The following is a 26,507-nucleotide window of genomic DNA, read 5'->3' as shown; positions in this document are numbered from 1 at the left end:
TCTCGGGTCAAAAAGTAATTGTACATTTAAGTTTATGTGTATTCTCTTGTCTATTTTCTTTATTCTCTTCTCTTTATTCTTCTAATAAACTCATTAAATGTAATCCGTAACCGCTTTTAAGTAATGGTGTTGCAAGTTCTTTTAATTGTTTAGCATCTATAAATCCCATTTTGTATGCCGCTTCTTCTATTGCTCCAATTTTCAATCCTTGGCGCTCTTCGATTACTTGTACAAACTGTCCTGCTTGCATTAATGATTGAAAAGTTCCTGTGTCTAACCACGCGGTTCCTCTATCGAGAATACTAACTTTTAGATTTCCTCTTTTTAAATATTCTTTATTAACGTCTGTGATTTCAAGTTCACCTCGATGACTTGGTTTTATATTTGCCGCCACTTCAATAATGGAATTATCATAGAAATAAATTCCAGGAACTGCATAATTTGATTTAGGTTTTTCAGGTTTTTCTTCTATCGAAAGAACGTTTCCTTCTTTATCAAAATCAACCACTCCATATCTTTCTGGATCATAAACGTGATATGCATAAATAATTCCACCATCAGGATTGCTATTGGCTTGTAACAATTCGGCTAAACCTGTTCCGTAAAAAATATTATCTCCTAGAATTAAAGCAGCTTTATCATTTCCAATAAATTCTTTTCCAATAATAAATGCTTCCGCAAGACCATTAGGGTTTTCTTGAACTGCATATTCAAAACGACAACCAAATTTTTTTCCATCGCCTAATAATTGTCTAAATAAAGGCAAATCGTGTGGTGTTGAAATGATAAGTATTTCATTAATTCCTGCCCACATAAGCGTTGAAAGTGGATAGTAAATCATTGGTTTATCATAAATTGGCATCAATTGCTTACTTACTGCCAATGTTAATGGATGCAATCTAGTTCCTGAGCCACCAGCTAAGATAATTCCTTTCATATGTTTAAATTTTATTTATCATTGGTTGAATATTGTATCGCCTTTTTTATTGATGTTTGTTGCGCAAACTTTATGTTAATGGCGATTTCATAAATTTCTATTTTGTTTTAGTTGATTGATTTTTATAAAAAGCCAGAAATAGAGAAATAAACACAAATAAAGAAATAAATAGTATCGGTAAAATCAATTTCATTTTCCCATTTGTCCCTTTATTATTTATAATATTTGGAGTTATACTAATGTCTTTTATAAAAGTTTCTATTTTTACTAATTGCATTTTTTGAGAAGCAATTTCACTAATAAGTTTGTTTTTTAACTCAAACATTGCGTTTATCTCGCTGTTTTCGTTATTGTATATTAGATTATTACTCTTGTTGTTGTTAGAAATGTTTTTAGATATTACACTAATAAGCGAATCTATTTGAACGATTTCTTCTTCGTTCTTCTTCATTTTTATTAATATATTCTCCTTATTAATTTTCGAAATCTGACTCATGTAATCATCAGTATTCAAATATTTTAATAAAGGTTTAATAATATCATCTGACTCTATTCTACCGTTTGATGATATAAGCAAAGAATGATATGGATAGTTTTTACTTGTAAGTTCATCTTCAATTACTTTATTAATATCATTACTTTCTGCAAGTAATTTTATTACTTCAAAGTTTTGAGTATTTTGAGCATTTGAAGCGATTGCGGTATTGTTATTTACAAAATTATAAAGATCAACAATTGGTTCAATTTTTATATTTTGTATTTTATCTGAATTGATGATTCCAATACTTTTAAAAAATGTCTCGTCTTTTTCAGATAATCTTGATTTAATCAAATCTACTTTTGAGTATAAATAATCAACACCTCCACTTGGCGCAACAATTATTTGACTATTATAATTTTTATTTGAATCTAAAAAGAAACCTAGTACAGCTCCAATTATAAATAATAATCCTAGGATTAAGGCTTTTCTTTTAAAAAACAAAATCATATTAAAAATTGACATTAAAACAGCGTCATATAATCCACCAATTTTTTTTGAAATATCAGATAAATCAATTTCTTGATTGTCATTATTTTGAGAATTTGTACTCATAGAAATATGTTATTTTACGTTGAAAATTTGTTCTAATATTTTGATTGTAATCAAATACGTTGGTTTTACTCCTGTTGTTCCAAGTCCTCCAGAAGCTAATGTACTTCCTGTTTCTAGTGGATTATCTGAAGCATAATAAGCATAACGAACTTTTACATTTGGACTGATGCTTTTTCTAATTTTAGATGCCGATTGAATGGCTTTTTGATAATAAGCTCCTTCCATTTCTAAACCGATTACACTCCAAGTTGATTCGTGAAAGAACTTCAATAAATCTTTATTTTGAAGTGATGTTCCAAGAACTGTAATCATTGGTCCGGCAAAAACTGGAATTCCGTTTCCTTCAAGCATTTCGGCAGTTAGTTCATTTTCAAAGAAATAATTGTCTGCTGTTCCTTCGTTAATATGAGCGTTTGGAATCATGATATCTCCTTTTCCACCTTCTAGAATTCCTGCTTTACCCATAATAGAAACCGATTCTACATTCAATAATGTTTTCTCTTTTCCGTTTTTGTATGGTTTCAACAATTCGTCAATAGTTTCGTAAGCTTGTTCTCCAAAAGCATAATCCATTACAATAATCACCGGATTATCTTTTCCGACTTTTGCATTTGGAAATGCCGATTTTATCCAATCAATTTTTGAGGTATCGAATATTTGAACGTCAATATTAGTTCCAGATTGATCTGGAAGCGAAATCATTCCGTGTTTTAGAGCAAATTCTTCTACTTTATCACGAACATCATGCGCACCTTGACGACTCAATTCTTCAAAAATATCGAAATCTGATTTTCCTTTGAATTTTGGTCCTAGAACATGCGTTGCAAAAATTGAATTCATAACACTGTGCATGTTTGCACTAATAATATGAATTGGTCTTCCTAGTAAATTATTTTCTTTTAAAACTTCTTTGATATTGGTTGCCCAAATTTCACCGTGAATGTGGTGTCCAAGACGTTCTCTTAAAATTGGACTGAAAGTAATTGTTCTTTTGTTATTGTCAACCACTTCTTCAATGGCAAGTTTTCCTAACCAGTAAATTAAGTGAAGAAATCTGTCTGGTTTTTCTTTGGTTCCAAAAGAATCATAAATATCTAAAACCTCAACAAACGTTCTTCCCAACACATTTGCGGCGTGAGAAATGGCTTTCTCCTTTTCAATTTGAGTTAGTTTTTTGGTTTGTAAAGCGGCTTGTTCTAATTTTTGCCAATCGCGTGAAATTCTTCCTTCATCATCAATTAAAACTCTGTCTTTAATTTTGTGAGATTCGATGAAAATGAAAGTCAAATGCGTCAAAATATCATAAATGTCTGAACGTCCGCGAGTAATTTCTACATTCATTTGTTCTTCATCAATTCGGTAGCAATTTCTTCTACGTTTTGGTGGAACGATGGCTTGAAAATGTGATTTTGAATACCCTTCATCTGAAGTTAAGTTGATGTAACGGCATTCTTCAATTCCTACTGGAAGCCTTTCTATTACATAAAGTAAACCGTTAAGTTCTACTTTTTCTTCTGCAATGCTTCCGTAAATTTCTGGTCGAAGCTCTAATAATGCTTCTCTTAAAGTTTCTCCTGAAACACCCATTGGTTTGTAAAAACCTCTGTTAAATAAATGTCTCATGGTAATGTACAATCGTTCGATAGCTGCCGACGATTCTTGCGCTCTTGAGCGCGAAATGTTTTTAATTTCTTTCATTAAATTTTATTTTCTAACCTGCAAATATACTGATTTTATGCTTTAGTTGGTTAGGATAAGGTTAATTGCCGGCTCATTTATCATCATTTTACTCACTGAACCATCGAGATTGAATTTTTGTTGTTTGTTCCATTTTCCTCCAGAATATTCAAATTGAAAATCTTTTTCAACAAAATTATATAGTAAGAATGGGTAATATTTTTTTTGGGTTTTTGTTGTGTTCGAATTAAAATCTGTAATTGTAGTTTCAAGTTTATTTTTCTCGATAAGTAATTTTTCAAAGCCCACAAAAAGTCCTGATTTTGGCATAGTAAGATTCAAATCTGAAATATCAAAAGCATGATTGTTTACACCTTTTTTAATAGTTAGTATCAAATCTTTTTTTAATAACTCTTTTGATGGAAAACCTAAGGAATCAACAGCATAAAAATGTAATTTTATAGTAGCATTTTCTATTTTGCTATCGGTTAAAACAGTAACTTTTTTTATGTACTTTGTTGCTTTATAGGACGATTTGTATGGGAAAAATTTGGCTACAATTTTGGGGCCATTATCAAATGCTTGTGAAATTGAATTTTTGGTTTTGCCTATTTCAATTTGCTTGGTTTCTTTACTATTAGAAAGCACTATTTCATCTAGTAAATATTCTACCGACTTTAATTTTACTTCTTTACTTTCTGATATTTTTACAATTTTTTTCTCAAAACCTATTGCTGTAAAAATCAAGTTTTTACTTTTTTCTGTAGTATAGATTTCAAAAGTTCCATTTTCTTCTGAGCTAGCGCCAATATTCTCATTCTCAACCCAAATATTTACATAAGGAATTGGATTTCCTGTCAAACTATCTTTTACTACTCCTTTTACTTGAGCTGAAAGAGAAATAGAAAATAAAAAAAGTAACAGTATTGCTTTCATTAGTTGGTAAGAGTAATTAACATCGATGGTATTAAATATTTATCATGATACTTTCTCATAAGTAGATTTTCATAACTCTTTGGTTTGTCTAAAATTTGTTTAGAAGTTTTTTTCCAGCTGCCATTAATTGAAGATTGCCAAACAATATCTTTTTCTTCGGGAACAAAACAAAGTTCTGGTTCAATTGACATTGACTTATGATTTACTTTTTTTCCGTTTTTATCTTTATAATTAAATTCGAAAAAATATTTGTTTTCTTCTATAAGTAACTTTTCAAATGAAACGAAAAATCCTTCAACAGGAATCTTAAATTTATAGTTACTAAAGTTGACCGTATTTTTGTTTTTCCCTTTTTTTACTGTTACAATGATTTCATCATCGAGTAAACTTTCTCCTGGTGAATAATCAGTATTAACGCTTAAAATTTTAATTCTTATTTTAGCGTTTTCAATATCTGACTTTGTTAGAAACTTTATTTCCTTTACAAATGGATGCGCTAACATTATAGAATCTGGTTTAAAAAAAACCGCTGAATTAATATTACCTATACCAATCCTAAAACCACTAGTTTCATAATTACCAACTTCTATTTCTTCCTTAAACTTGGGGTTTTCTATTATTACTTCATTCAATTCAAAAAATTTTGGTTTTAAAAAAACAATTTCCTTTATGGAAAAAAGTCTTTTTGTCTCATATCCCAAAGCTGAAAAAAACAAGACTGAATCATTTTTTAAATCTATCGAAAAACTTCCGTTTTCTTCAGATGTAGTTCCAATATTCTTATTCTCAACCCAAATATTTACATAAGGAATAGGATTTCCTGTCAAACTATCTTTTACTACTCCTTTGATTTGAGCTGAAAGAGAACCAGAAATTAGTATAAGTAAAAGGTAAATTTTATTCATTAATTGGTTAAAATGAGGTTTATTGCAGGCACCATAACTTTATTATCCCACGGTTTTGTTTCTTTAATTTTGATTTTATTAATTTTTGATTTTATCCATCTTCCTCCCGAATAGCGAAAGGAATTTTCTGCTTCTGAATAATTAATAACCAAAGAAGGTGCATAATTTACAGTACTCTGTTTTGTTTTGTTATAAGTATATTCGTAAAGATATTTATTTTCTTCAATAATAAGCCATTCCAATCCAATGACAATTCCATTGTTTGGCATTTTAATTTTATATTTTGAAATGTCTACAATGTTTTTTCTCATTCCTTTTTTAACAGTAACAAAGACGTCTTCGAATAACATATCTTCATCAGGTAAAGAGTCTTTTAGTTGAAATATTCTGATTTTTAATTTTGCATCTTTTTTTTCACTATCTGATAAAAATACTATATTTTTTAAATAGGGTGTTTCAGAATATTTTGGTTCGTAAGTAAATAACTTGCCATAAATCCATGGCTTATCTCCTGATAAATGTTTGTGGTGAATTTTTTTGGAATCACCAATTTCTAATTCTTTAGTGTTTTTAAGTTTGGTAATTTCTACGTTATCCAACTGATATACAATTGGATTTAGAATAATTTCGGCTGTTTCAGATAATTTACAAATCTTAGTTTCAAAACCAAGCACCGAAAAAACAAGCTTTTTTTCTTTTGAAGTTTTTAATTCAAATGTTCCGTCTTCTTCAGATGTAGTTCCAATATTTTCGTTTTCAACCCAAATATTTACATAAGGAATAGGATTTCCGGTTAAGCTATCTTTTACAACACCACGAATTTGTGAAAAAGTAAACTGTGAAATTAAAAGTAAAACCCAAACCAGTCTTTTTTCTATCATCTTTTTTCTATTTACTCAAAAAATTAGCAATTTTTCTATCGTTAGAAAGTCTTGGTAACTTATTTTGACCACCTAATTTTCCTATAGATTTCATATATTCTTGGAATCCATTTTTAGAAACTTTTGTTATTACTAATGTTCGCAATACTTTTCCAACTATTAAATCATCGTAATAGACATTTTGCTTGCGCATTGCGTTGTCAATTTTTAACGCAAATTCTTCGAGATTATTGGGTTCCTCCGAAATTTCGGAATCAAATTCAATAAACCATTCGTGATATGGTAATCCATCCTTTGGCGCAATTTGTGGTGCAACTGTAAACTCATTCACGCGGATATCTGTATTTTCCATAGCTTCTTGTAAAGCGTGTTCGACTTCTTTACCAATAACGTGTTCGCCAAACGCAGAGATATAATGTTTAATTCGACCCGAAACGATAACTCGATAAGGTTTTAAACTTGTAAATTGAATTGTGTCGCCAATATTATAAGCCCAAAGTCCAGCGTTTGTAGAAAGAATTAAAACGTAATTCACATTCAATTCTACTTCACCGATTGTATATCGTTTGGGATTTTCTGTGAAAAATTCGTCGGCTTTTACAAATTCATAGAAAATTCCAGAATTCAATAGCAACAACATTCCTTTTTCTTTTTGAGAATCTTGGTAAGCAAAAAATCCTTCAGAAGCCGGAAACAATTCAATAGAATCTACTTTTCTTCCAATTAAATTTTCGAATTTGGCACGATAGGGTTCATAATTTACTCCACCATAAATAAATAAATTGAAGTTTTTGAAGAGTTCTCCAACTGGCTTTTGAGCTTTTTGATGTAATTTTTCGAAATACATTTGCACCCAAGAAGGAATTCCTGAAATCACCGCCATGTCTTCATTGAAAGTTTCTTCAACAATAGCATCAACTTTAGTTTCCCAATCTTCAATGCAATTGGTTTCCCAACTTGGCATTCGGTTTTTTTGTAAATATTTTGGAACAAAATGCGCAACAATTCCGGAAAGACGACCTAATTTAATTCCGTTTTTTTCTTCCAATATCGGACTTCCTTGTAGAAAAATCATTTTACCATCAACAAAATCGGCTTTTCCTGTTTCGTGAATGTAACTCAAAATCGCATTTCGCGCCGCTTGAATGTGAAAAGGCATCGATTCTTTAGTCAGTGGAATGTATTTTGCGCCAGAAGTTGTGCCCGATGTTTTGGCAAAATAAAGAGGCTTTCCTTTCCAAAGAATATTTTCATCGCCTTTTACAACTCGGTCAACATAATGTTTTAATTCTTCATAATCTCTTATTGGAACTTGCTTGGCAAAATCTTCAAAAGTTTTAATTTCATTGAATTTGTGATCTTTTCCAAACTGCGTTTCTTTTGCTTGACGAATTAAATCATTAAAAACTTTTTGTTGTGTTTCAACAGGATTTGAAGCCCATTTTTGAGTTTTTTTATGAATGGATTTAGCAAATAGCTTGGCTGCAATTGATTTTATCGACATATTTATTCGTTAGGAAAATTAATTTTAATCGCTTTTTCTATTTTGTAAAACATAAATCCCGCAGCTACAATCACGATAACTATTTGTAAAAAAATATTTGTTTTGAAACTTTCATTAAACCAAGGTAAAATCAATGAAACTATAAATAATTTAATTGCTGTAAAAATCATTTGAATAGAAGAATATTTTTGAGAAAAATCCCATCTTTCTTGAGATTTCATGGAAGCATTTGTGCGATATCCATACAAATAGTTAATTTTTTTAGGTGGAAATTTATACATGATAAATCCTGTAATTAAAAAAACAATGCTAACAAAAGCAGACAAATGCATAATATTATCTAAGTTGAACATAATATTTTCTCTATTTTCTTTTCTCTATTTTCTTTTTCTCTTCTTCGGCAACTTGTTTTCTCAGATTCATTTCGGCTTCAGTAGCTGTTAATTGTAAATCGGGTAATGTATCAACAGATATTGCTAAAATGGAATCTTTGTTGACTTTAGCGTATTCTAAATTTCCATTTAAAACTTTTTTAATAGACTCGAGATATGCTTCGTTTTTCTTAATAGCAAATTCTAATGAATCTGATTTTAGAGCTAATTCTGTAGCGTCTTTTTTGAGTTTTGTTGAAGTGTAACCTGGAATATATTCTCTTAAAGGAGTAAAAGCAATAATAAAAGTAGTCACAAAAATGATTAAAATAGCTCCAATTGAGGCAAAAACAAAGACATTCATCAAGGTTAATCTCAATGAAAAAACTTCTTCAAAAGTCTCATCATTTAAAATTACTAAACGATTTTTAGTGAAAAGATGTTTCTTTAATTTTTGCTTTTTGAGGCGCTTTTCAGACATGTTTTTTTATTATTATACAAATATAGAAAATTTGTTGAATTGCTATATTTATTAAGGTTTTTGCTTTTTAAAAAAATAAAATGAATAACTAAATACTGTATTAAACTTAAATTAATTGTAAAAATTTTTAGTAATCACAATTCACGACCATTTTATTTTTACATTTGCATATTGTAAATAACTGAATTTAATTTTTAATAAATAAAAAAATGAATTTTTTAACTATATTTTTAGGGTTTATGCCAGGAGGATCTGAGTGGATACTTATCATTGTAGTGGTATTGTTACTTTTTGGAGGTAAAAAAATTCCCGAACTAATGAAAGGTTTAGGCTCTGGAATAAACGAATTTAAAAAAGCCTCAAAAGGTGAAGATCAACCTGCTGATTCTAAAAAAGAAGAAACTAAATAGTTTCGAAATTTCAATATTAAAAATTCCAAATTCCAATTGATTTATTGGAATTTGGAATTTTTTTGTTTTATAATACCATCGTTAACTGAATACGCTTTCTGTCTTCATCAACCTCAACAACTTTTACTTGAACGTGTTGGTGGAGTTTTACGACTTCATTTACATCACTAACAAATCCTGCTTTTAGTTGGGAAATGTGAACCAAACCACTTTCTTTTACACCAATATCTACAAAACAGCCAAAATCGGTGATGTTGTTAACAATTCCTGGTAAAATCATTCCGGTGCGAACGTCTTTTATGGTTTTTACATTTGGGTCAAATTCGAAAATTTTAGCGGCTTTTCTTGGGTCTAATCCTGGTTTTTCTAATTCTTTCAGAATGTCTTTTATACCAAGAATTCCGATGGTTTCATTGGTGTAACTTTCTGGTTTTATTAAGGCTATTTTTTCTTTGTTGGCTATTAATTCGTTAACCGAAATTTTTAAATCTTTTGCCATTTTCTCCACAATTGGATAAGCTTCTGGATGTACCGCAGAATTATCTAAAGGATTTTTTCCGTTGTGAATTCTAACGAAAGCTGCAGCTTGTTGATACGCTTTTTCACCAAGTCTTGGCACCTTTTTAATTTGTTTTCTATCTTCAAATGGACCATTTTCTTGACGATAAGCAATAATATTTTCGGCCATCTTCTCTCCTATTCCACTGACATAACTCAACAATGATTTACTTGCTGTATTGATGTTAATTCCAACCGAATTCACACATCTAATCACCGTGTTATCCAATTCTTCTTTCAATTTTGTTTGATCTACATCGTGCTGATATTGCCCAACTCCAATGGATTTTGCATCGATTTTTACCAATTCAGCCAACGGATCTGAAAGTCGTCTTCCAATGGAAACCGAACCTCGAACCGTTACATCATAATTTGGAAATTCCTCGCGAGCAATTTTACTTGCTGAATAAATTGATGCTCCAGCTTCTGAAACTACAAAAACCTGCACTGGTTTATCGAAAGCAATTTTCTTGATAAAGAATTCGGTTTCGCGACTTGCTGTTCCGTTTCCTATGGAAATTGCTTCGATATTGTAAGCATTTACCATCGATTTTATCTTTTTCATAGCCATTGCAGTTTCATTTTGCGGCTGATGTGGATAAATGGTTTCGTTGTATAATAAATCACCTTTTTCATCTAAGCAAACCACTTTACAGCCACTTCTGTAACCTGGATCGATAGCTAAAATTCGTTTTTCTCCTAAAGGTGGCGCAAGTAAAAGCTGACTCAAGTTTCCTGCGAAAACATCTATCGCTTTTATGTCGGCTTTAGCTTTGGCTTCTTGTAACGTTTCATTTGAAATGGCAGGATGAAGTAATCTTTTGAAACTGTCTTCGATTGCCAATTGAACGTGATTAATAGATGGACTATTACCGTTTTTGATTATGATTTCATCAATCAAATTGTAAGTTTCATCAATATCGGTTTCTATTTTTAGTTTTATAAAACCTTCATTTTCTGCACGAAGCATTGCTAATAATCTATGTGAAGGTGCTTTTGACAAAGGTTCTGCCCAATCAAAATATTGTTTGAATTTTTGAGCGTCTTCTTCTTCGGCTTTCTTTTTTACAACTTTAGTTTCAATTACAGCTTTTCTATTATACAAACGACGCAAACTTTGACGCACGGCAATATTTTCGTTTATCCATTCGGCAACGATATCTCTTGCGCCTTGCAACGCTTCTTCTTCGTTTTCAACATTTTTATTGATATATTGTGTTGAAAGAAAATCTACATCATCATTTCTTTGAGCTAAAATCAAAGTTGCTAGTGGTTCTAATCCGTTTTCACGCGCGACATCGGCACGTGTTTTTTTCTTCTTTTTATAAGGCAAATACAAATCTTCAACTTCTTGTAAATCAAAAGATTTTTCAATTTTAGATTTTAATTCTGGCGAAAGTTGTCCTTGTTCTTCAATCGTTTTTAAGATGCTTTCTTTTCGCTTTACAATTTCGTCGTATTGCTTAGAAAGTTTGGCAATATTTTCCACTTGAACCTCATCAAGATTTCCGGTTTGATCTTTTCGATAACGAGAAATAAATGGAATGGTACAATCTTCTGAAAGCAATTTTAAAGTTGCTTCAATGTTTTTAGGAGTTGTGTTTACTTGGCTTTGAATGAATTGAATGTTAGTCATCAATAAAATTTATTAATTTGGATTGGAATGTGAATATATTTTTAAACCAATTTCTACATATAGATATCCTATAGGAATGTTTAATAACATAATTCCAAGAGTTAGAAGAATTTGATTTGTTATTTGTTTTTGTTTTAATTGAAAAAATAATGTAACAAACTGATAAGTATTAACAAAAAATGCCGCAACAATAAAGAGTAAACTAAAATAAATCATTCCGTTAAACTCTGTGAAATAAAATATTAGCAACAAAATAGAGGCAACCAAAAAAGTTAAAAAAGCAACTTTTTTAGAGTTAGAAATGGTTTGATTTATATGAATTAAATTATCTTTCAATGTTTTATAAAATACTTTGCTGCAATGAGTAGCATTATCGTGTAAAATAGAATTCCAAAAATAAAAAATCTCCAATATTGTTTGTATGCTTTTTTATTTCCTTGACTTAATAATTGTGATGATTTTTCTAAATGTTTTTTAAAAGAAAAATAACTTGTAAACATTATTGAAATTTTAGTTTCAAAATCAATTTCTTTATTAACAGAAGTTATTTTCTCTAAATCTCTTCTGTCAATTTCAGTTATTATTGATTTTTTTAATTCCTTATCAATATTCTGATTTTGGAATAAACTAATTAATTGTTCATCAGTTAATTTTTCAATTTTATTCATTTAAGAACAACTAATTTTATCAACTCTTGTAGCGTGTCTTCCTCCTTCAAAATCAGTATTCAAAAAAGTATCAACAATTTCTATTGCTTGTTGAATAGAGGTAAATCGCGCCGGAATACTTACCACATTTGCATCATTGTGTTGGCGCGCAAGCGCCGAAATTTCTTTGGTCCAACAAAGAGCTGCTCTAATTCCTTGATGTTTATTAGCAGTCATTGCAATTCCGTTACCGCTTCCGCAAATTACTATTCCTAAATCGGCTTTTCCTGATTCAACATCTGTAGCAACAGGATGACCAAAATCTGGATAATCTACACTATCAAAAGTATCGGTTCCATGGTTTAAAATTTCGTGTCCTTTTGATATCAAATAATGAACAATTGCTTTTTTGTAATCTGGTCCTGCGTGATCGTTTCCGATTGAGATTTTCATATTAATTTGAGTTGTAGTTGTGGAAACAAATTTAGTCATTCTTATTTGTATTTCCATTTCATTTTTATAAAAATATAACTGCTTGATTTGCTTACGTTAAGCAAATATTGTTAATAAGACATATTTATAAGTAGCTGTAAATCATTACATTTTATTTAATTCAAATGTTAAAATTTTACATTGTTAATAGTGATTTGTAATTCGTTGATAATCAGTTAACGTTAAGTTAACATCAATTGTTAACAACTTTGAATAGAAATTTAGAAGTTTTTCTTGGTTGTATGTAAATTAATTGTAATCAAAAATTGGTATTAAAAATCCAAATTTAGTTTCGTGAATTTTTAGAAAAGTTATCAATATAAGAAAGTACTTTTTCAACAGAAATTAACAATCAAAGTTATCTACAAAATGTTTGCTTTTTTACTTGTTAACAACTGTTAATGAAATCTAAAAATTACTTCAAAATGAATGATTTACTTTCTTAAAACTATGTTGATAAATCGGTATAAAAAAATATAACTTGAAAATCAACTTTTAAAATTTAAAGTTATTGTACAAATTAACACGCTATAATAACCATCATAAATTAATTTAAATTTAAATTTTCTTTTTGTTGTTTTTAATATGTGTTGAAAACTTTCAAATTTTTAGAGAAAAGAAAATAGAATATAGAGAATAGACTATACTATTTCTAAATTGGTATTTAAATTATTTAAAATCTCTTTTACTTTTTCTACATCGTTAGGATGTACTTTTAAATCAATTCCGCCGTAGGCATAACTTGCTAATGGATCGACAGCTATTAAATTTTCATTTTGAAATAAATACGGAATTCCTTCATGTTCTAAAATTGATTTTAGAACTATGATTTCGTGAGCAAAATTAAATGTAGCAACAGTTATAAATTCAGACATTTCTATTTTTTTATAAAGATACAAAAGTTATATTTTCGATAAATCTCTCTACTAATTACTATTTACTAATTACTATTCACTAATTTTAAACCTTATTAAGAAAAAGATTATGAGTAAATTCCCCAAAAAGTTTGGAAAAAAAGAGAAAACCTTCTCTGAAAAGATTTTAAAAATACTATCACAAAATGCCAATAAACCATTCAATTACAAGCAAATATGTGCTGTTCTTGAATTAAACGATACTAAAAGTAGAAACGAAATTATTAAAGATTTAAAAATTCTAGCTGCTCAAAAAGTAATTATTGAAAGTGAACTAGGAAAATATTTAGTAAAAGCTGTTTCGCAAGATTACTACGAAGGAACGATCGATATGACTTCTCGACGAACCGCTTATTTTATTTGCGATGAATTTGAAGATGATGTTTTTATTCCAACAAATAATTTGAATCACGCTTTAGATAAAGATAAAGTTAAGGTTTATGTTTACAACCGTCGTCGTGGTAAAAAACCAGAAGGCGAAGTAATTGAAGTTTTAGAAAGAGCTAAAACAGAATTCGTTGGAGTTATTGATATTCAAAAGAATTTTGCTTTTGTAACTACTGCCAATGCTAAAATGTACACTGATATTTTTATTCCAAAAGATAAATATAATGGAGCTGAACAAGGTGATGTTGTTGTGGTTAAAATTGAAGATTGGCCAAAGAAAGCCGATTCACCTTTTGGTTCAGTAATCAATGTTTTAGGAAAACCAGGAGAACACGATACCGAAATTCACGCGATTCTTGCTGAATATGGTTTACCTTATGATTTTCCTGTAGAAGTAGAAGTTTTTGCACAAAAATTAGACACTGCGATTCATCCAGAAGAAATTGCAAAGCGTCGTGATATGCGCGATACTTTAACTTATACAATTGATCCAAAAGATGCAAAAGATTTTGACGATGCTTTATCGTTCAAAAAATTAGAAAACGGAAATTATGAAATTGGTATTCATATTGCCGATGTTTCACATTATTTGCAAGAAGGAACTATTCTTGATGATGAAGCTTATAACAGAGCAACTTCGGTGTATTTAGTTGATAGAGTAGTGCCAATGTTACCCGAAGTTTTATCCAATTTTGCTTGTTCACTTCGTCCAAATGAAGAAAAATATACGTTTTCAGCCATTTTTGAAATTGATAATAAAGCAACTGTTTTAAATCAATGGTTTGGTAGAACGGTTATCAATTCCGACCAACGTTTTGCTTATGAAGAAACGCAAGTGATTATTGAAACCAAATCTTCTACAATTCCAGCTGAAATTTCATTAACTGGAAAGGAATACAAAGCTTCCGATGAAATTACAGAAGCTACTTTAAAATTAGATGAATTAGCAAAAATTCTTCGTAGAAAAAGAATGAGCGCCGGAGCCATTTCATTTGATAAAGTAGAAGTAAAATTTAATTTAGATGAAAAAGGCGAACCAGAAGGTGTTTACTTTAAAGTTTCGAAAGATGCTAATCATTTAATTGAAGAATTCATGCTTCTAGCTAATAGAAAAGTGGCAGAATTTATTGGAAAACAAAAGAAAACTTTTGTGTATAGAATTCATGATGAACCTAATGAAGACAAGCTTTTTGCAATGCAAGCTTTGATTATGAAATTTGGTTATAAATTGGATTTACGTGATAACAAAAACATTTCTAAATCTTTAAATCAATTAATGGAAGATGTAAATGGTAAAAAAGAGCAAAATCTAATTGATACGTTAGCTATTCGAACAATGAGTAAAGCTAAATATTCAACAGAAAATATTGGTCACTACGGATTAGCTTTCGATTATTACAGTCATTTTACATCACCAATTAGACGTTATCCTGACGTTATGGTACATAGATTACTTCAATATTATTTAGATGGCGGAAAATCGGTTTCTGCAGAAGAATTTGAAGAAAAATGCGAACATTCTAGTAATATGGAAAGTTTAGCTACAAATGCAGAACGCGATTCGATTAAATACATGCAGATTAAATACATGCAAGATCACAAAGACGAAGAGTTTTTGGGTGTAATTTCTGGTGTAACCGAATGGGGAATTTATGTAGAAATCATTTCTAATAAATGCGAAGGAATGTGTAGAATTCGTGAAATTAAAGATGATTATTACACATTTGATGAAAAACAATATGCTTTAGTTGGTGAAATTTCTAAGAGTTTACTACAATTAGGCGACGAAGTTTACGTTAAAGTAAAGAATGCTGATTTGGTTAAAAAACAATTAGACTTTACTTTTTTAAGAAAGAATGAGTAAAATTAGTATTCAGTTTTCAGTTTCCAGTGTTCAGTAATTTTTTTTTATCTTTTACTGTAACAATTCTATTTTATTGTTGTCTTTAATTAAAAAACATCATGAAAAAAATAATTTGTAGTTTCTTATTGATTAGTTCAATCGCGTTTTCACAAACAGAAAAAAGTGTTGGTGATTTTAATAAAGTAACTTCTTTTGATCAAATTGAAGTTTTACTAATTCCTTCTGATGAAAATAAAGTAGTTGTTGACGGTTCAGGTTCAGAAGATGTTGAAATTGTAAATAAAAATGGAGAGTTGAAAATCAGAATGCGTTTAACAAAAATGCTTTCAGGTGATAATATTTCGGCAACGGTTTATTATAAAAATATAGATGCATTAGAAGCAAATGAAGGTTCAAGAATTTCTTCTGAATCTACATTTAAATCCACCACTTTTGATATCATTGCAAAAGAAGGATCGCAAATTAAAATCAAAATTAATGTAGATAGATTAACTGTTAGAGTTGCTAATGGTTCTACTATTTCAATCTCTGGAACTGCTAAAAATCAAGATGTTTTAATCAATTCTGGTGGAATCTATGAAGCTGAAAGACTTAAAACTAGTCAAACTATAATTACTGCAAATGCTGGTGGCGATGCCGATGTTTATGCAACTGATTTGGTTGATGCTAAAGTTCGTGCTGGCGGTGATATTAGAATCTACGGTAAACCAAAACAAATCAATCAAAAAATTGTTGCTGGCGGAACGATTAAAGAAGGAAATGATTAGTACTTTTTGTTTTTCAGAATAAAAGTTAGATATTTGATGAAGCAAAGTTTATTCTTTTAAACTTCAAATCCATAAACTTTTTAAATGATAAACGATATATTATCTGCCATACCTTGGGGAATTTTACTTGCATTTACTGTTGGTCCAGTTTTTTTTGTACTTCTTGAAACTAGTATTACAAAAGGATTTAGAGCAGCAATGGTTTTTGATTTTGGAGTAGTTTTTGCCGATTTCGTATTCATACTTATTGCTTATTTTTCTACCAATCAAATACTTGAAAAACTTAAAGACGATCCAGGTTTATTTATCTTTGGTGGCGCTGTAATGTTGGCTTACGGAATCATTTCTTATGTAAAAGAAAAAAAGAGTTACAAAAAACAACTTGATGAAGAACTTGAAGATGATAATATTCAAAAAAACAACTACTTAGGTTTATTTTTTAAAGGATTTCTACTAAATTTTATCAATATTGGAGTACTTGCTTTTTGGATGGGAATCATCATTGTTTTTGGTCCAAAACTTAACATGGAAACCAATAGAATTATACTTTTTATAGCTTGTATTATCCTTACTTATTTCGCTGTTGATATCATAAAAATTATGGTTGCCAAACAACTAAAATCAAGAATGACACCGCACAATATTTACAAGATAAAAAGAGTTATAAGTATTATTCTAATGATTTTTGGTGGTTTCTTAATGGCGCAAGGTTTCTTCCCAAAAGAAAAAGAAATGATAAAAGAGAAGTTCGGAATCAAAGAACCAGTTGTAAATGAAAAGTATAATTAATGTAATTTTTCTCCTTTTCACACTTTCATTTTATAGTCAAAATGATACGATTTCAGTTATATATCATACAGATAATGATTTTGTTATTCCAAAAACCAAAAAATTAGTTTACAGAGGTATTTTTAATGAAGTTTTTATTGATGTTCCAAATTCAAAATCTTTTGAAGTTGAAGGAATTGGTGTTATAAAAAAAGAGAAAAATATTTACAGTATTAATCCTTCATCTGGTAAAGAACTTGTAATCAGTATTAAAGGTATTTTAAAAAGTGGTAAAAAGTTTTATGAAAAACATATTTTTGAAATTCGTAATGTGACTAATGTCGAAGCAAGAATTAATAATCTTGATGGATTTGAAGTCAGAATGCAAAAAAACAATCTTTTAAATGCATATTAAATTAGGTTTTCCAGATAAAAATATTGGTATCAGGCTAAGTATTAAAAGTTTTCAGCTAAAAATACCAGGATATAGTTCAATGCATATTGATGGAAATAGTATTAAAGAGATTGATTATAATAAAATAATTAATAGAGTTAAGATAGGTGATGAAATTGTTATAAGTGATATAAGATTTACTGCAAATATTAATGCAAACATTTGTAAAATTAATCCAATAATAATTGAGATTTATTAATTTTTCTAAAAATTTACAATAAAAAAACCTTCAAGGAAACTTGGAGGTTTCAGTGGCATCGTCTGGATTCGAACACAACTTTAATTAATTTTTTCTAAAAATTTAAAATAAAAAAAAGAGACACATTTCTGTATCTCTTCTTGAGGCATCGTCCGGATTCGAACCGGAGTAGGAGCTTTTGCAGAGCCCAGCCTAGCCGCTCGGCCACGACGCCAATTATTTATTGGATTGCAAATATAAAACAAAAATCCCAAAAAGCAAATTCCAAATTCCAAATAAAAAAATATACTTCTTATACTTGGAATTTGGAATTTCTACTATTGGAATTTCTAATTTCTGTATTCTTCCATTTCAATAGTAACAGCTTCAACATCACCACCAATAGGAGGGTTTAGTTTAGAAACTGCTAACACAATTCTAGAAACAGAAGGGATTTCTTTAAAGATTCTTGTGATGATTCTGTGCGCTACATGTTCTAAAAGTTTGGCTCTAATATCCATTTCTTCCACTACAATTTGATTTAAAAGCACGTAATCAACAGTATCTTTCAATTCATCAGTTAGTGAAGATTTTCGTAAATCAGTTTTGATTTCGAGGTCAACTCTATAATCTGAACCAATTTTTCCCTCTTCTTCAAGACATCCATGAAAGGAAAAAGTTCTAATATTCTGTAATTTAATTGTTCCCATTTTTTTTAGTTTTCAGTCGCAGTTTTCAGTCGCATTTACAAGTTTCTAAAAGAAATCTGTAAACTGTAAACCGAAAACTGTAAACTTTTTTATCTTTGCTAAAATTACGAAATAATTATGTCAACAGAAGAAAAGTCTCTGAATTTTATTGAACAAATCATAGAAGAAGATTTAAAAAACGGATTATCACAAGATAAACTTCGTTTTCGTTTTCCGCCTGAGCCAAATGGTTATTTACACGTTGGTCATGCGAGTGCTATTTGTTTAAATTTTGGTTTAGGAATTGATTATCAAGCGCCAGTTAATTTGCGTTTTGATGATACTAATCCTGCCAAAGAAGAACAGGAATTTGTTGACGCAATCAAAAGAGATGTCGAATGGCTTGGATTTAAATGGGATAAAGAATGTTATGCCTCTGATTATTTTCAAGAATTATATGATTGGGCAGTTCAGTTTATAAAAGATGGAAAAGCGTATGTAGACAGCCAAACGTCTGAAGAAATGGCCAAACAAAAAGGAACTCCAACAACTCCAGGAACCGATTCTCCATACAGAAATCGTTCAGTTGAAGAAAATTTAGATTTATTCGAACGAATGAAAAATGGCGAATTTGAAGAAGGTTCTCATATTTTAAGAGCCAAAATTGACATGGCTTCTAATAATATGTTGATGCGCGATCCAATTATGTATCGAATTCTAAAAAAACACCATCATAGAACAGGAAATGATTGGTGTATTTATCCAATGTATGATTGGGCACATGGTGAAAGTGATTATTTAGAACAAATTTCTCATTCGTTTTGTACACTTGAATTTTTACCTCACAGAGAATTGTATGATTGGTTTTTAGACCAAATTTATGATAGTACTAAAGTACGTCCAAAACAACGTGAATTTGCTCGTAGAAATCTTTCGCATACGGTTGTTTCTAAAAGAAAATTATTGCAATTAGTTCAAGAAAGGCATGTTACCGCTTGGGATGATCCAAGAATGAGTACTATTTCAGGAATGAGAAGACGTGGTTATACGCCAGCATCGATAAGAAATTTTGCTAATACTATTGGAATTGCAAAGCGTACAAATTTAATTGATGTTTCGCTTTTAGAATTCTGTGTTAGAGAAGATTTAAATAAAACTGCTCCAAGAGTTATGGCGGTTTTAAATCCTGTGAAATTAGTAATTACTAATTATCCAGAAGGAAAAGAAGAAAGTTTAGAAGCAGAAAATAGTCAAGAAGATGCAAGTTTAGGTTTTCGTCAAGTACCTTTTTCTAGAGAATTATATATTGAAAGAGAAGATTTTCAAGAGGAAGCTAATAAGAAATTTTTCCGTTTAACTTTAGGAACAGAAGTTCGTCTTAAAAACGCTTATATCATTAAAGGTGAATCAGTTGTAAAAGATTCGGAAGGAAATATTACTGAAATTCATTGTACTTATGATGAAGATTCTAGAAGTGGAAGTGGGACAGAAGCAAGCCAAAGAAAAGTAAAAGGAACGATTCATTGGGTTTCAATTAATCACGCTATTGAAGCTGAAGTTCGATTATATGACAGACTTTTTACACATGAAAATCCTGATGGTGATAAAGAAGTAGATTTTAAAGAATACATTAATCCAAACTCTTTAGAAGTTATTACAGGATATCTTGAACCAAGTTTGGCTTCTGCAAAAGATGGAGACCGATTTCAATTTCAACGTTTAGGATATTATTGTGTTGATAAAGATTCTTCTTCAGAAAAATTAGTTTTTAACAAAACAGTTGGCTTAAGAGATACTTGGGCAAAAGTTGAAAGTAAAGAATAATCCAATTTTGTCTTTTCGACAAAGGAGAAACGTAAGTTCAGCGAAGCTAAATCTCAAAAACTATTTTAAAAATAAAATAGTTTTTTATTATAAAACCCAATAGAAATGTTGGGTTTTTCTATTATTGAAAAAACTTATCATAAAACAAAAAGTATATTTTTTTACTATCAAAATCGGCTTTTATATTTTAATTTTAATCAATTTTTAAAAATTCACCAACATAATTCACCAAACCATCAATAAACGTTGGTTATTTGGCTTTAAAATGGTTTTTACTTCTTTAACGACGATTTAACACTACGACACGATAAAATTTCGTAACTTTATTATTAACAAAATTTAAAAGTTATGTCAAGTAAAAATGGAAATAGCATTTTAGCAATTTTAGCAGGTGCTGCAATCGGAGTTGGATTAGGAATTTTATTTGCACCAGACAAAGGTTCAAAAACTAGAGAAAAAATAAAAGAAGGTTTTGATGACTTAAAAGGAGAAGCCAAAACAAAATGGGATGCACTTGAAGAAGACACCAAAGAGAAATTTTCTAAAACTAAAGATGAGTTAAAAGAAACCGTTGAGGATTTACTTTCTAGTTCAAGTTACAAAGCAGAAGAAGCAATTACTTTTCTTGAAGAAAAATTGGCTGAGTTAAAAAAGCAAAACGCAAAACTTCAGAAATAATGGCTTTTGAAGAATTAAAAGAAAATACTGAAGCAATTCAAGAAAATGCCAAAGCTTATGTAGAAAGCAGTTTAGCTTACTACAAACTTTGGGGTTTCAAAGTGGCTATGAAATCAACAACTCTAATGCTCAAGTTTTTCTTGATAGCATTGTGTTTAATGATTGTTTTACTTTTTGTTTCTATTGCCGGAGCAATGGCCTTAGGACAATTATTTCAAAGTTATCCACTAGGATTTCTTGCTGTTGCAGGAATCTATTTGATTTTGGCTTTGTTATTATTTTTAGTAAAAGATAAAATTGTAGAAGGACCAATTTTAGAGAAATTTTCAGAAATATTTTTTAACGACTAGATTATGGAAAATAAGAAATATTCGTCCTATGCCGAAATTGAGCAAGAGTTAGAAATTCTGAAGGTTGAAAAAGAACTCTATTATCAAAAGATGCTTTTAAGCGTTGAAAAAACTAAAGAAAGTATTCTACCTTCAAAATCAGTTTCTTTTATTGGAAATCTGTATCAAAAGGTATTTTCAGGAACTTACGGAACGCTTTTAAAAATAGCAATTCCATATATTATTAATTGGTATATAAACAGAAAAAGAGGCGATTAAGCCTCTTTTTTTATCTGAATAATTTCATTAAACTTCGTCAGTTGGATTTGAAGTATCACTTGGATTAAAATCTGTTGAAGTGTGATCATTTTTTGTTTTCACACGTTTTGGTTGGTTTTTCATTGTTTCACCAATTTGGTTACTAGCAGAAAAACTTGCTACCATATTGTTTAACATGTCACTTCCAGCTTGTGGTGAATTTGGTAATAAAATCAAATTAGAGTTAGTATCAGCACCAATAGCTTGTAAAGTATCATAATGTTGTGTAACCACAATCAATGCCGAAGCTTCTTGTGAGTTAATTCCAACAGAATTTAACACTTCAACACTTTCTACCAATCCACGAGCAATTTCTCTTCTTTGGTCAGCAATACCTTGACCTTGCAATTTTTTACTTTCAGCTTCAGCTTTTGCTTTAGCCACAATTCTAATTCTTTGTGCTTCCGATTCAAATTCTGCAGCTGTTTTTTCTCTATCTGCAGCGTTGATTCTGTTCATCGCATTTTTTACTTGAATATCTGGATCAATATCGGTTACCAATGTATTGATAATATCATATCCGTAAGTTGTCATTGCTTCGTTCAATTCACGTTTTACAGCAATAGCAATATCATCTTTTCTAACGAAAACGTCGTCCAAAATTAATTTAGGAACTTCAGCACGAACTACGTCAAAAACATAAGCCGTAATCTGATCGTGAGGATATTCTAATTTATAAAATGCTTCATAAACCTTATCTTGAATTACTTTAAACTGAACCGAAACTTTCATTTTGATAAACACGTTATCTTTAGTTTTGGTTTCAATTAATACATCAAGTTGTTGAATTCTTAAGTTTACTCTTCCAGCAACTCTGTCAATAATTGGAATTTTAAGTTGTAAACCTGAGTTTCTAATACTTGTAAATTTTCCAAAACGTTCAATAACTACTGCCGTTTGTTGCTTTACTGTAAAGAAAGAAGAAAATAAAATAATTAATCCGAAGACTACTAAAACAATCAAAAATGGTCCCATGTGTAATATTTAGTTTGTTAATACAGTTATTATACGAGAATAATGTATGTTTGTTACAAATAAATATTTTAATAATGAAGAAATTATTTTTTATCCTTATTTTTTGTGCTTTCACAAATTTAGCTTTCTCTCAATATAGAAATAGAGATGGAAATAGAATAGGGTTGTCGGCCGGAGTTTCTCAAACGAGTTTATTTACATCAGATTTTGATGCCAAACCAGGAATGGGTTTTGCAGGTGGACTTTCTGTTAGAGGAAATTATTACAATAATTGGAGCATGATTTACGGAATGCAATTTTTCAGCAATAATTTTAGTCTTGAATCAACTTCGTTAACTTCATTAGCTAAAGAAACAGAATTCAATTTACAAGGCGTTCAAGTTCGATTATTGTTAAGTTATAATGTTGTTGAAAACCATGTGTCTTTTGATTTTGGTCCTGTTTTACAAATAAATGGCAAGCTTTCTGTTAACGAAAGAGATCAAAATAATATTTTAAACGGTACAGCACTTACAGCAAAACAAATAGAAGAAGTTTCTACTATCAACGGAAATTTTTATGCTGGCTTTTCAGCTGGAGGTAAAGTAGTTCGTGCAGTGATTTTTTATGAATACGGATTTACTAATATCTTCAGTAAATTGAATAAGAATGATGATTTTAAAATACTAACAGGAAACCAAAGTATTAAAGGAAATCTGGGAACAATTAATGGACAGATAATTTTTAATTTGTAAAAAAACTAAAAAAAAATGTAAAAAATTTCCCAAATATAAAATATTTGGGAAATTTTTTATGTTAAACACAAAAACGTTATGAAGTATTCTTTTTTAACTAATAAAAGTTTTTATTTATTATTATTATTATTTTCTGTATCAACATATTCTCAAACAAATTTTATAGTTGATAAGAAAGGAAATAAAACTATTATTAGAGATGATAATGCAGAAATAATTTTAATTGATAAAAGAATTTCATACACACTTGTTGGAAAGACATGGGAAAAATATATAAAATTTGAAGATTTAGATTATGCTCGTATAGGAAATACAACACTAAAGGCTTTCAAATTAAATAACAAAAAAAAACCTGAAATTTATTATGTTTTTGCTGAAAAAAAAGATAAAAAATTAATTGGTCTCTCTTGGACTGTTACATCAACCGCTTATAATATTACACTTTCTAGAACTTTTTACCAAATGCACGTTATAGATAATGATGATAATATTATTGAGAGTGTAGGTTTTACCTCTAAAATAAAAGATGGAGAGGTTGACGATAGAGTTAAATTGGCGCCCATGATTAGAAATCACTTTTCAGATTGTCCAAAACTATTGGAGATTTTAAATCAATATGATTCTCCAAGTGAAAACAACCTTATTTCAATAACTGGATTTTTCTATAATCCAATTTTCACAAAATGTGATGAAAATTAACTAATAAATCAAAATTAAAATTAAAATTTATGAAGAAAATTATTTTAGGAATCTTATTTTTTACCTCTTTACAGAGTTGTTTTGCACAGGAACCACAAGGTTGGAACTTTTTAGTTGGAACAAACTCAGCAGACTTTAAAACTAACGACTTTATTGCGTCAAAAGGAGGAATGGGTGTTTTTTTAGGTGTTGGATATAATGCTGGCTACCATGAAACTTATAACTATCAGATTGAACTTGCTTATGTTCAAAACAATATCAATTTAAAAAACACACAATTGAATAATAAAAAGTTTGGACTGGGAGGCGTTATTCAATTTGGAGTGTATTTAAACTATTATTTAATAAAACCAAATGAGGATAAATTTTATTTTGGACCACAATTTGGATTGTATACATCTTATGGATCTACAACTTCTAAAGAAGGTTTTGACAATCAAGAGTTTTTTGCACCTAGTGGATTAAGTGGTATTGATTTAACTAATACAAGAGAATTTAATTATGGTACAGGTTTTGGTTTAACAGGCGGTTATAATAGGTTTAGAATAAATATGCGTTATAATTTAGGATTATCAAATGTTTTAGGCGCAATAAGTCAAGTGTCTACGCCGGGCTCAGGTAATGATGATAAACCTTATTCAGGAAAAATAAGTAGTCTAAGTTTGACTTTGAGTTATAGGTTTTATAATAGAAAATAATTCTATATTATTAAAAATCAAACAATAACTTATAAAAGAAAAGCCCTGAATTTCAGGGCTTTTCTTTTTCTATAATATAGCAATTGCTTTTTCTAATCGTTTGATTGTTTCGTCTTTTCCAATCAACTCTACAATATCAAAAAGATGCGGCCCTTTTAAAGCACCAACCAAACTCAATCGGAAAGGTTGCATCACTTTACCCATACCAATTTCGTTTTTTGTCATCCAATCTTTTACAATCGTTTCTATATTTACTGAAGTGAAATCGCCAATATTTTCTAAAACAGAAATTAATTGTTGCATTAAATTTGGTGTTTCTTCTTTCCAGTTTTTAGCTGCTTTTTCATCGTAAGATGTTGGTGCAACAAAAAAGAAGTCACTCATTTCCAAAAATTCAGAAACAAAATTGGCTCGTTCTTTTATTAACGAAACTATCTTTATCAACTTATCGTCTGTCACACTGAGCGCAGTCGAAGTGCTGTTTTTTTCTAATTCTTTTCTAAAATTTTTAGCCAAACTTTCATCACTTTGCTTTTGCAAATACTGATGATTGAACCATTTATTTTTCTCAGGATCAAACTTGGCTCCAGCTTTATGAACTCTATTTAAATCAAATTTTTCAGCCAATTCTTCTAATGAAAACAATTCTTGATCTGTTCCGTCATTCCAACCTAAAAGCGCTAAAAAGTTAATTACGGCTTCAGGAAAGAATCCTTTTTCTCTATATCCAGATGAAATTCCTTCTTCGGTTTTCCATTCTAAAGGAAATACAGGAAATCCCATTTTATCGCCATCACGTTTTGATAATTTTCCGTTTCCAATTGGTTTTAAAATCAATGGTAAATGTGCAAATTCTGGAGCTTCCCAACCAAACGCTTTGTATAATAAAACGTGTAATGGCATACTTGGTAACCATTCTTCACCACGAATAACGTGAGATGTTTCCATTAAATGATCATCAACAATATTAGCTAAATGATAAGTTGGCATTCCGTCAGATTTGAATAATACTTTATCATCTAGCAAATTAGTTTCAAATTTTATGTCGCCACGAATGATGTCATGTAATTGCAACGTTTCATTCACAGGAGTTTTAAATCGGATAACATAATCAGCACCTGATGCAATTCGCTTATCAGTTTCTTCTTTAGAAATTACTAATGAAGTATCTAATTTTTCACGATTATGCCAGTTGTAAATAAAGGTTTTTCCTTCTGCTTCGTGCTGTTTTCTATGCGCATCCAAAGCTTCTGCTGTGTCAAAAGCATAATAAGCCCAACCCGAATTAATTAATTGGTCAGCATATTGTTTGTATAAATCTTTTCTTTCAGACTGACGATAAGGTCCAAATTTTTCGTTTTTCCCAACGGTTTCACTTGGTGCAATTCCTAACCATTCCAGAGCTTCCATTATGTATTCTTCTGCTCCTGGAACAAATCGGTTTTGGTCGGTATCTTCAATTCTTAAATAGAAAACACCGCCATGTTTTTTAGCAAATAAATAATTAAATAAAGCGGTTCTTACTCCGCCAATATGCAAAGGTCCAGTTGGACTTGGTGCAAAACGCACACGAACTTGTTTAGACATCTTGTTATAATTTGATGCAAAGATACGTTTTCAAGAATCAACTTCAAAAATCAACATCAACTTCAAAAAATCTTAATACTTAATACTCAAATCTTAATATACATTCCTTTTTACAA

General features: G+C 29.9%; 30 protein-coding genes and 1 tRNA gene. 13 read left to right on the top strand and 18 right to left on the bottom strand.

Annotation, left to right across the window (positions count from 1 at the left end; genetic code table 11):
- Positions 1 to 73: 73 nt before the first annotated feature.
- From rfbA to ABD766_RS05975, 9 genes are all read right to left on the bottom strand, one after another.
- Positions 74 to 937, bottom strand: a complete 864-nt coding sequence (gene rfbA / locus ABD766_RS06015; RefSeq protein ID WP_344815818.1) for a glucose-1-phosphate thymidylyltransferase RfbA — start codon at positions 935 to 937, stop codon at positions 74 to 76.
- Positions 938 to 1,034: 97 nt separating this feature from the next.
- The gene (locus tag ABD766_RS06010) at positions 1,035 to 2,030 is read right to left on the bottom strand and encodes a hypothetical protein (RefSeq protein ID WP_344815817.1); all 996 of its coding nucleotides are present in this window, start codon (positions 2,028 to 2,030) and stop codon (positions 1,035 to 1,037) included.
- Positions 2,031 to 2,039: 9 nt separating this feature from the next.
- Positions 2,040 to 3,728: a DUF6909 family protein gene (locus ABD766_RS06005; RefSeq protein WP_344815816.1), complete on the bottom strand. Its 1,689-nt coding sequence runs from the start codon at positions 3,726 to 3,728 to the stop codon at positions 2,040 to 2,042.
- Between the two features lie 42 nt (positions 3,729 to 3,770).
- Entirely contained in the window at positions 3,771 to 4,643 is an 873-nt protein-coding gene (locus ABD766_RS06000) for a carboxypeptidase-like regulatory domain-containing protein (RefSeq protein ID WP_344815815.1), read from the bottom strand.
- Positions 4,643 to 5,548 carry a carboxypeptidase-like regulatory domain-containing protein gene (locus tag ABD766_RS05995; protein ID WP_344815814.1) on the bottom strand — a complete coding sequence of 302 codons (906 nt, stop codon included), beginning with the start codon at positions 5,546 to 5,548 and terminating at the stop codon, positions 4,643 to 4,645. The genes ABD766_RS06000 and ABD766_RS05995 overlap by 1 nt, the downstream gene beginning before the upstream one ends.
- Positions 5,548 to 6,429, bottom strand: a complete 882-nt coding sequence (locus tag ABD766_RS05990; protein ID WP_344815813.1) for a carboxypeptidase-like regulatory domain-containing protein — start codon at positions 6,427 to 6,429, stop codon at positions 5,548 to 5,550. Before ABD766_RS05990 ends, ABD766_RS05995 begins: the two co-directional genes overlap by 1 nt.
- Before the next feature lie 7 nt (positions 6,430 to 6,436).
- Positions 6,437 to 7,933 (bottom strand): GH3 auxin-responsive promoter family protein, encoded by a 1,497-nt coding sequence (locus ABD766_RS05985; RefSeq protein ID WP_344815812.1) that lies wholly within the window; start codon positions 7,931 to 7,933, stop codon positions 6,437 to 6,439.
- Positions 7,934 to 7,935: 2 nt separating this feature from the next.
- Positions 7,936 to 8,214, bottom strand: a complete 279-nt coding sequence (locus ABD766_RS05980; protein ID WP_344815811.1) for an SdpI family protein — start codon at positions 8,212 to 8,214, stop codon at positions 7,936 to 7,938.
- Between the two features lie 82 nt (positions 8,215 to 8,296).
- Positions 8,297 to 8,785 (bottom strand): peptidase, encoded by a 489-nt coding sequence (locus ABD766_RS05975; RefSeq protein WP_344815810.1) that lies wholly within the window; start codon positions 8,783 to 8,785, stop codon positions 8,297 to 8,299.
- 209 nt (positions 8,786 to 8,994) lie between these two features.
- On the opposite strand from ABD766_RS05975, the gene tatA reads away from it, so the two are divergent.
- Positions 8,995 to 9,195: a twin-arginine translocase TatA/TatE family subunit gene (tatA, locus tag ABD766_RS05970; protein WP_298305120.1), complete on the top strand. Its 201-nt coding sequence runs from the start codon at positions 8,995 to 8,997 to the stop codon at positions 9,193 to 9,195.
- A gap of 67 nt (positions 9,196 to 9,262) precedes the next feature.
- Here the strand turns inward: tatA and ABD766_RS05965 are convergent, their stop codons facing one another.
- The 5 genes from ABD766_RS05965 to ABD766_RS05945 form a co-directional block, all read right to left on the bottom strand.
- Complete coding sequence (locus tag ABD766_RS05965) at positions 9,263 to 11,389, bottom strand: Tex family protein (protein ID WP_344815809.1); 2,127 nt, start codon at positions 11,387 to 11,389, stop codon at positions 9,263 to 9,265.
- A 12-nt stretch (positions 11,390 to 11,401) separates the two neighbouring features.
- Positions 11,402 to 11,725 (bottom strand): hypothetical protein, encoded by a 324-nt coding sequence (locus tag ABD766_RS05960; protein WP_344815808.1) that lies wholly within the window; start codon positions 11,723 to 11,725, stop codon positions 11,402 to 11,404.
- Positions 11,722 to 12,057, bottom strand: a complete 336-nt coding sequence (locus ABD766_RS05955) for a hypothetical protein (RefSeq protein WP_344815807.1) — start codon at positions 12,055 to 12,057, stop codon at positions 11,722 to 11,724. The genes ABD766_RS05960 and ABD766_RS05955 overlap by 4 nt, the downstream gene beginning before the upstream one ends.
- The gene (gene rpiB / locus ABD766_RS05950; RefSeq protein WP_344815984.1) at positions 12,058 to 12,489 is read right to left on the bottom strand and encodes a ribose 5-phosphate isomerase B; all 432 of its coding nucleotides are present in this window, start codon (positions 12,487 to 12,489) and stop codon (positions 12,058 to 12,060) included.
- Positions 12,490 to 13,169: 680 nt separating this feature from the next.
- Complete coding sequence (locus ABD766_RS05945; RefSeq protein ID WP_344815806.1) at positions 13,170 to 13,403, bottom strand: DUF2007 domain-containing protein; 234 nt, start codon at positions 13,401 to 13,403, stop codon at positions 13,170 to 13,172.
- Between the two features lie 109 nt (positions 13,404 to 13,512).
- Between ABD766_RS05945 and rnr the strand changes: the two genes are divergently transcribed.
- The 5 genes from rnr (at position 13,513) to ABD766_RS05920 (ending at position 17,881) form a co-directional block, all read left to right on the top strand.
- On the top strand, positions 13,513 to 15,693 hold the full coding sequence (gene rnr, locus ABD766_RS05940; RefSeq protein ID WP_344815805.1) for a ribonuclease R: 2,181 nt from the start codon (positions 13,513 to 13,515) through the stop codon (positions 15,691 to 15,693).
- Positions 15,694 to 15,791: 98 nt separating this feature from the next.
- Complete coding sequence (locus ABD766_RS05935; protein ID WP_344815804.1) at positions 15,792 to 16,460, top strand: head GIN domain-containing protein; 669 nt, start codon at positions 15,792 to 15,794, stop codon at positions 16,458 to 16,460.
- A gap of 84 nt (positions 16,461 to 16,544) precedes the next feature.
- Positions 16,545 to 17,249: a LysE family translocator gene (locus tag ABD766_RS05930; RefSeq protein ID WP_344815803.1), complete on the top strand. Its 705-nt coding sequence runs from the start codon at positions 16,545 to 16,547 to the stop codon at positions 17,247 to 17,249.
- On the top strand, positions 17,233 to 17,643 hold the full coding sequence (locus tag ABD766_RS05925) for a hypothetical protein (protein WP_344815802.1): 411 nt from the start codon (positions 17,233 to 17,235) through the stop codon (positions 17,641 to 17,643). The genes ABD766_RS05930 and ABD766_RS05925 overlap by 17 nt, the downstream gene beginning before the upstream one ends.
- Positions 17,633 to 17,881 (top strand): GldM family protein, encoded by a 249-nt coding sequence (locus tag ABD766_RS05920; protein ID WP_344815800.1) that lies wholly within the window; start codon positions 17,633 to 17,635, stop codon positions 17,879 to 17,881. The genes ABD766_RS05925 and ABD766_RS05920 overlap by 11 nt, the downstream gene beginning before the upstream one ends.
- A gap of 143 nt (positions 17,882 to 18,024) precedes the next feature.
- On the opposite strand, the gene ABD766_RS05915 is transcribed toward ABD766_RS05920, so the two are convergent.
- Together ABD766_RS05915 and folB are read right to left on the bottom strand one after the other, a co-directional pair.
- Positions 18,025 to 18,095 (bottom strand) — tRNA-Cys (locus ABD766_RS05915).
- 115 nt (positions 18,096 to 18,210) lie between these two features.
- Positions 18,211 to 18,570 (bottom strand): dihydroneopterin aldolase, encoded by a 360-nt coding sequence (folB, locus tag ABD766_RS05910; protein ID WP_344815799.1) that lies wholly within the window; start codon positions 18,568 to 18,570, stop codon positions 18,211 to 18,213.
- 117 nt (positions 18,571 to 18,687) lie between these two features.
- Between folB and ABD766_RS05905 the strand changes: the two genes are divergently transcribed.
- The 4 genes from ABD766_RS05905 to ABD766_RS05890 all read left to right on the top strand — a co-directional run bounded on the left by ABD766_RS05905 (position 18,688) and on the right by ABD766_RS05890 (position 21,659).
- Complete coding sequence (locus ABD766_RS05905; RefSeq protein ID WP_344815798.1) at positions 18,688 to 20,373, top strand: glutamine--tRNA ligase/YqeY domain fusion protein; 1,686 nt, start codon at positions 18,688 to 18,690, stop codon at positions 20,371 to 20,373.
- Between the two features lie 348 nt (positions 20,374 to 20,721).
- Entirely contained in the window at positions 20,722 to 21,051 is a 330-nt protein-coding gene (locus ABD766_RS05900) for a YtxH domain-containing protein (protein WP_298303296.1), read from the top strand.
- Positions 21,051 to 21,401 (top strand): competence protein, encoded by a 351-nt coding sequence (locus ABD766_RS05895; RefSeq protein WP_344815797.1) that lies wholly within the window; start codon positions 21,051 to 21,053, stop codon positions 21,399 to 21,401. Before ABD766_RS05900 ends, ABD766_RS05895 begins: the two co-directional genes overlap by 1 nt.
- Before the next feature lie 3 nt (positions 21,402 to 21,404).
- Positions 21,405 to 21,659 carry a DUF6327 family protein gene (locus ABD766_RS05890; RefSeq protein ID WP_298303300.1) on the top strand — a complete coding sequence of 85 codons (255 nt, stop codon included), beginning with the start codon at positions 21,405 to 21,407 and terminating at the stop codon, positions 21,657 to 21,659.
- Between the two features lie 27 nt (positions 21,660 to 21,686).
- On the opposite strand, the gene ABD766_RS05885 is transcribed toward ABD766_RS05890, so the two are convergent.
- Entirely contained in the window at positions 21,687 to 22,673 is a 987-nt protein-coding gene (locus ABD766_RS05885) for an SPFH domain-containing protein (protein ID WP_298303302.1), read from the bottom strand.
- Between the two features lie 74 nt (positions 22,674 to 22,747).
- Here ABD766_RS05885 and ABD766_RS05880 point away from each other — a divergent pair, with 74 nt between their 5' ends.
- The 3 genes from ABD766_RS05880 (at position 22,748) to ABD766_RS05870 (ending at position 24,804) form a co-directional block, all read left to right on the top strand.
- Positions 22,748 to 23,407, top strand: coding sequence for a PorT family protein (locus ABD766_RS05880; RefSeq protein WP_344815796.1), 660 nt, complete (start codon positions 22,748 to 22,750; stop codon positions 23,405 to 23,407).
- 78 nt (positions 23,408 to 23,485) lie between these two features.
- Positions 23,486 to 24,106 carry a hypothetical protein gene (locus tag ABD766_RS05875; protein ID WP_344815795.1) on the top strand — a complete coding sequence of 207 codons (621 nt, stop codon included), beginning with the start codon at positions 23,486 to 23,488 and terminating at the stop codon, positions 24,104 to 24,106.
- A 29-nt stretch (positions 24,107 to 24,135) separates the two neighbouring features.
- Positions 24,136 to 24,804 (top strand): porin family protein, encoded by a 669-nt coding sequence (locus ABD766_RS05870; protein ID WP_344815794.1) that lies wholly within the window; start codon positions 24,136 to 24,138, stop codon positions 24,802 to 24,804.
- 69 nt (positions 24,805 to 24,873) lie between these two features.
- Here ABD766_RS05870 and gltX read toward each other — a convergent pair whose 3' ends face one another.
- On the bottom strand, positions 24,874 to 26,391 hold the full coding sequence (gene gltX / locus ABD766_RS05865) for a glutamate--tRNA ligase (RefSeq protein WP_344815793.1): 1,518 nt from the start codon (positions 26,389 to 26,391) through the stop codon (positions 24,874 to 24,876).
- Positions 26,392 to 26,507: the final 116 nt, after the last annotated feature.

The sequence above is a fragment of the Flavobacterium cheonanense genome, from assembly GCF_039539185.1.
GTDB classification, from domain to species: domain Bacteria; phylum Bacteroidota; class Bacteroidia; order Flavobacteriales; family Flavobacteriaceae; genus Flavobacterium; species Flavobacterium cheonanense.
Note: the sequence above shows the minus strand (reverse complement) of the source record. Positions and strands in the feature narration are given on the sequence as shown.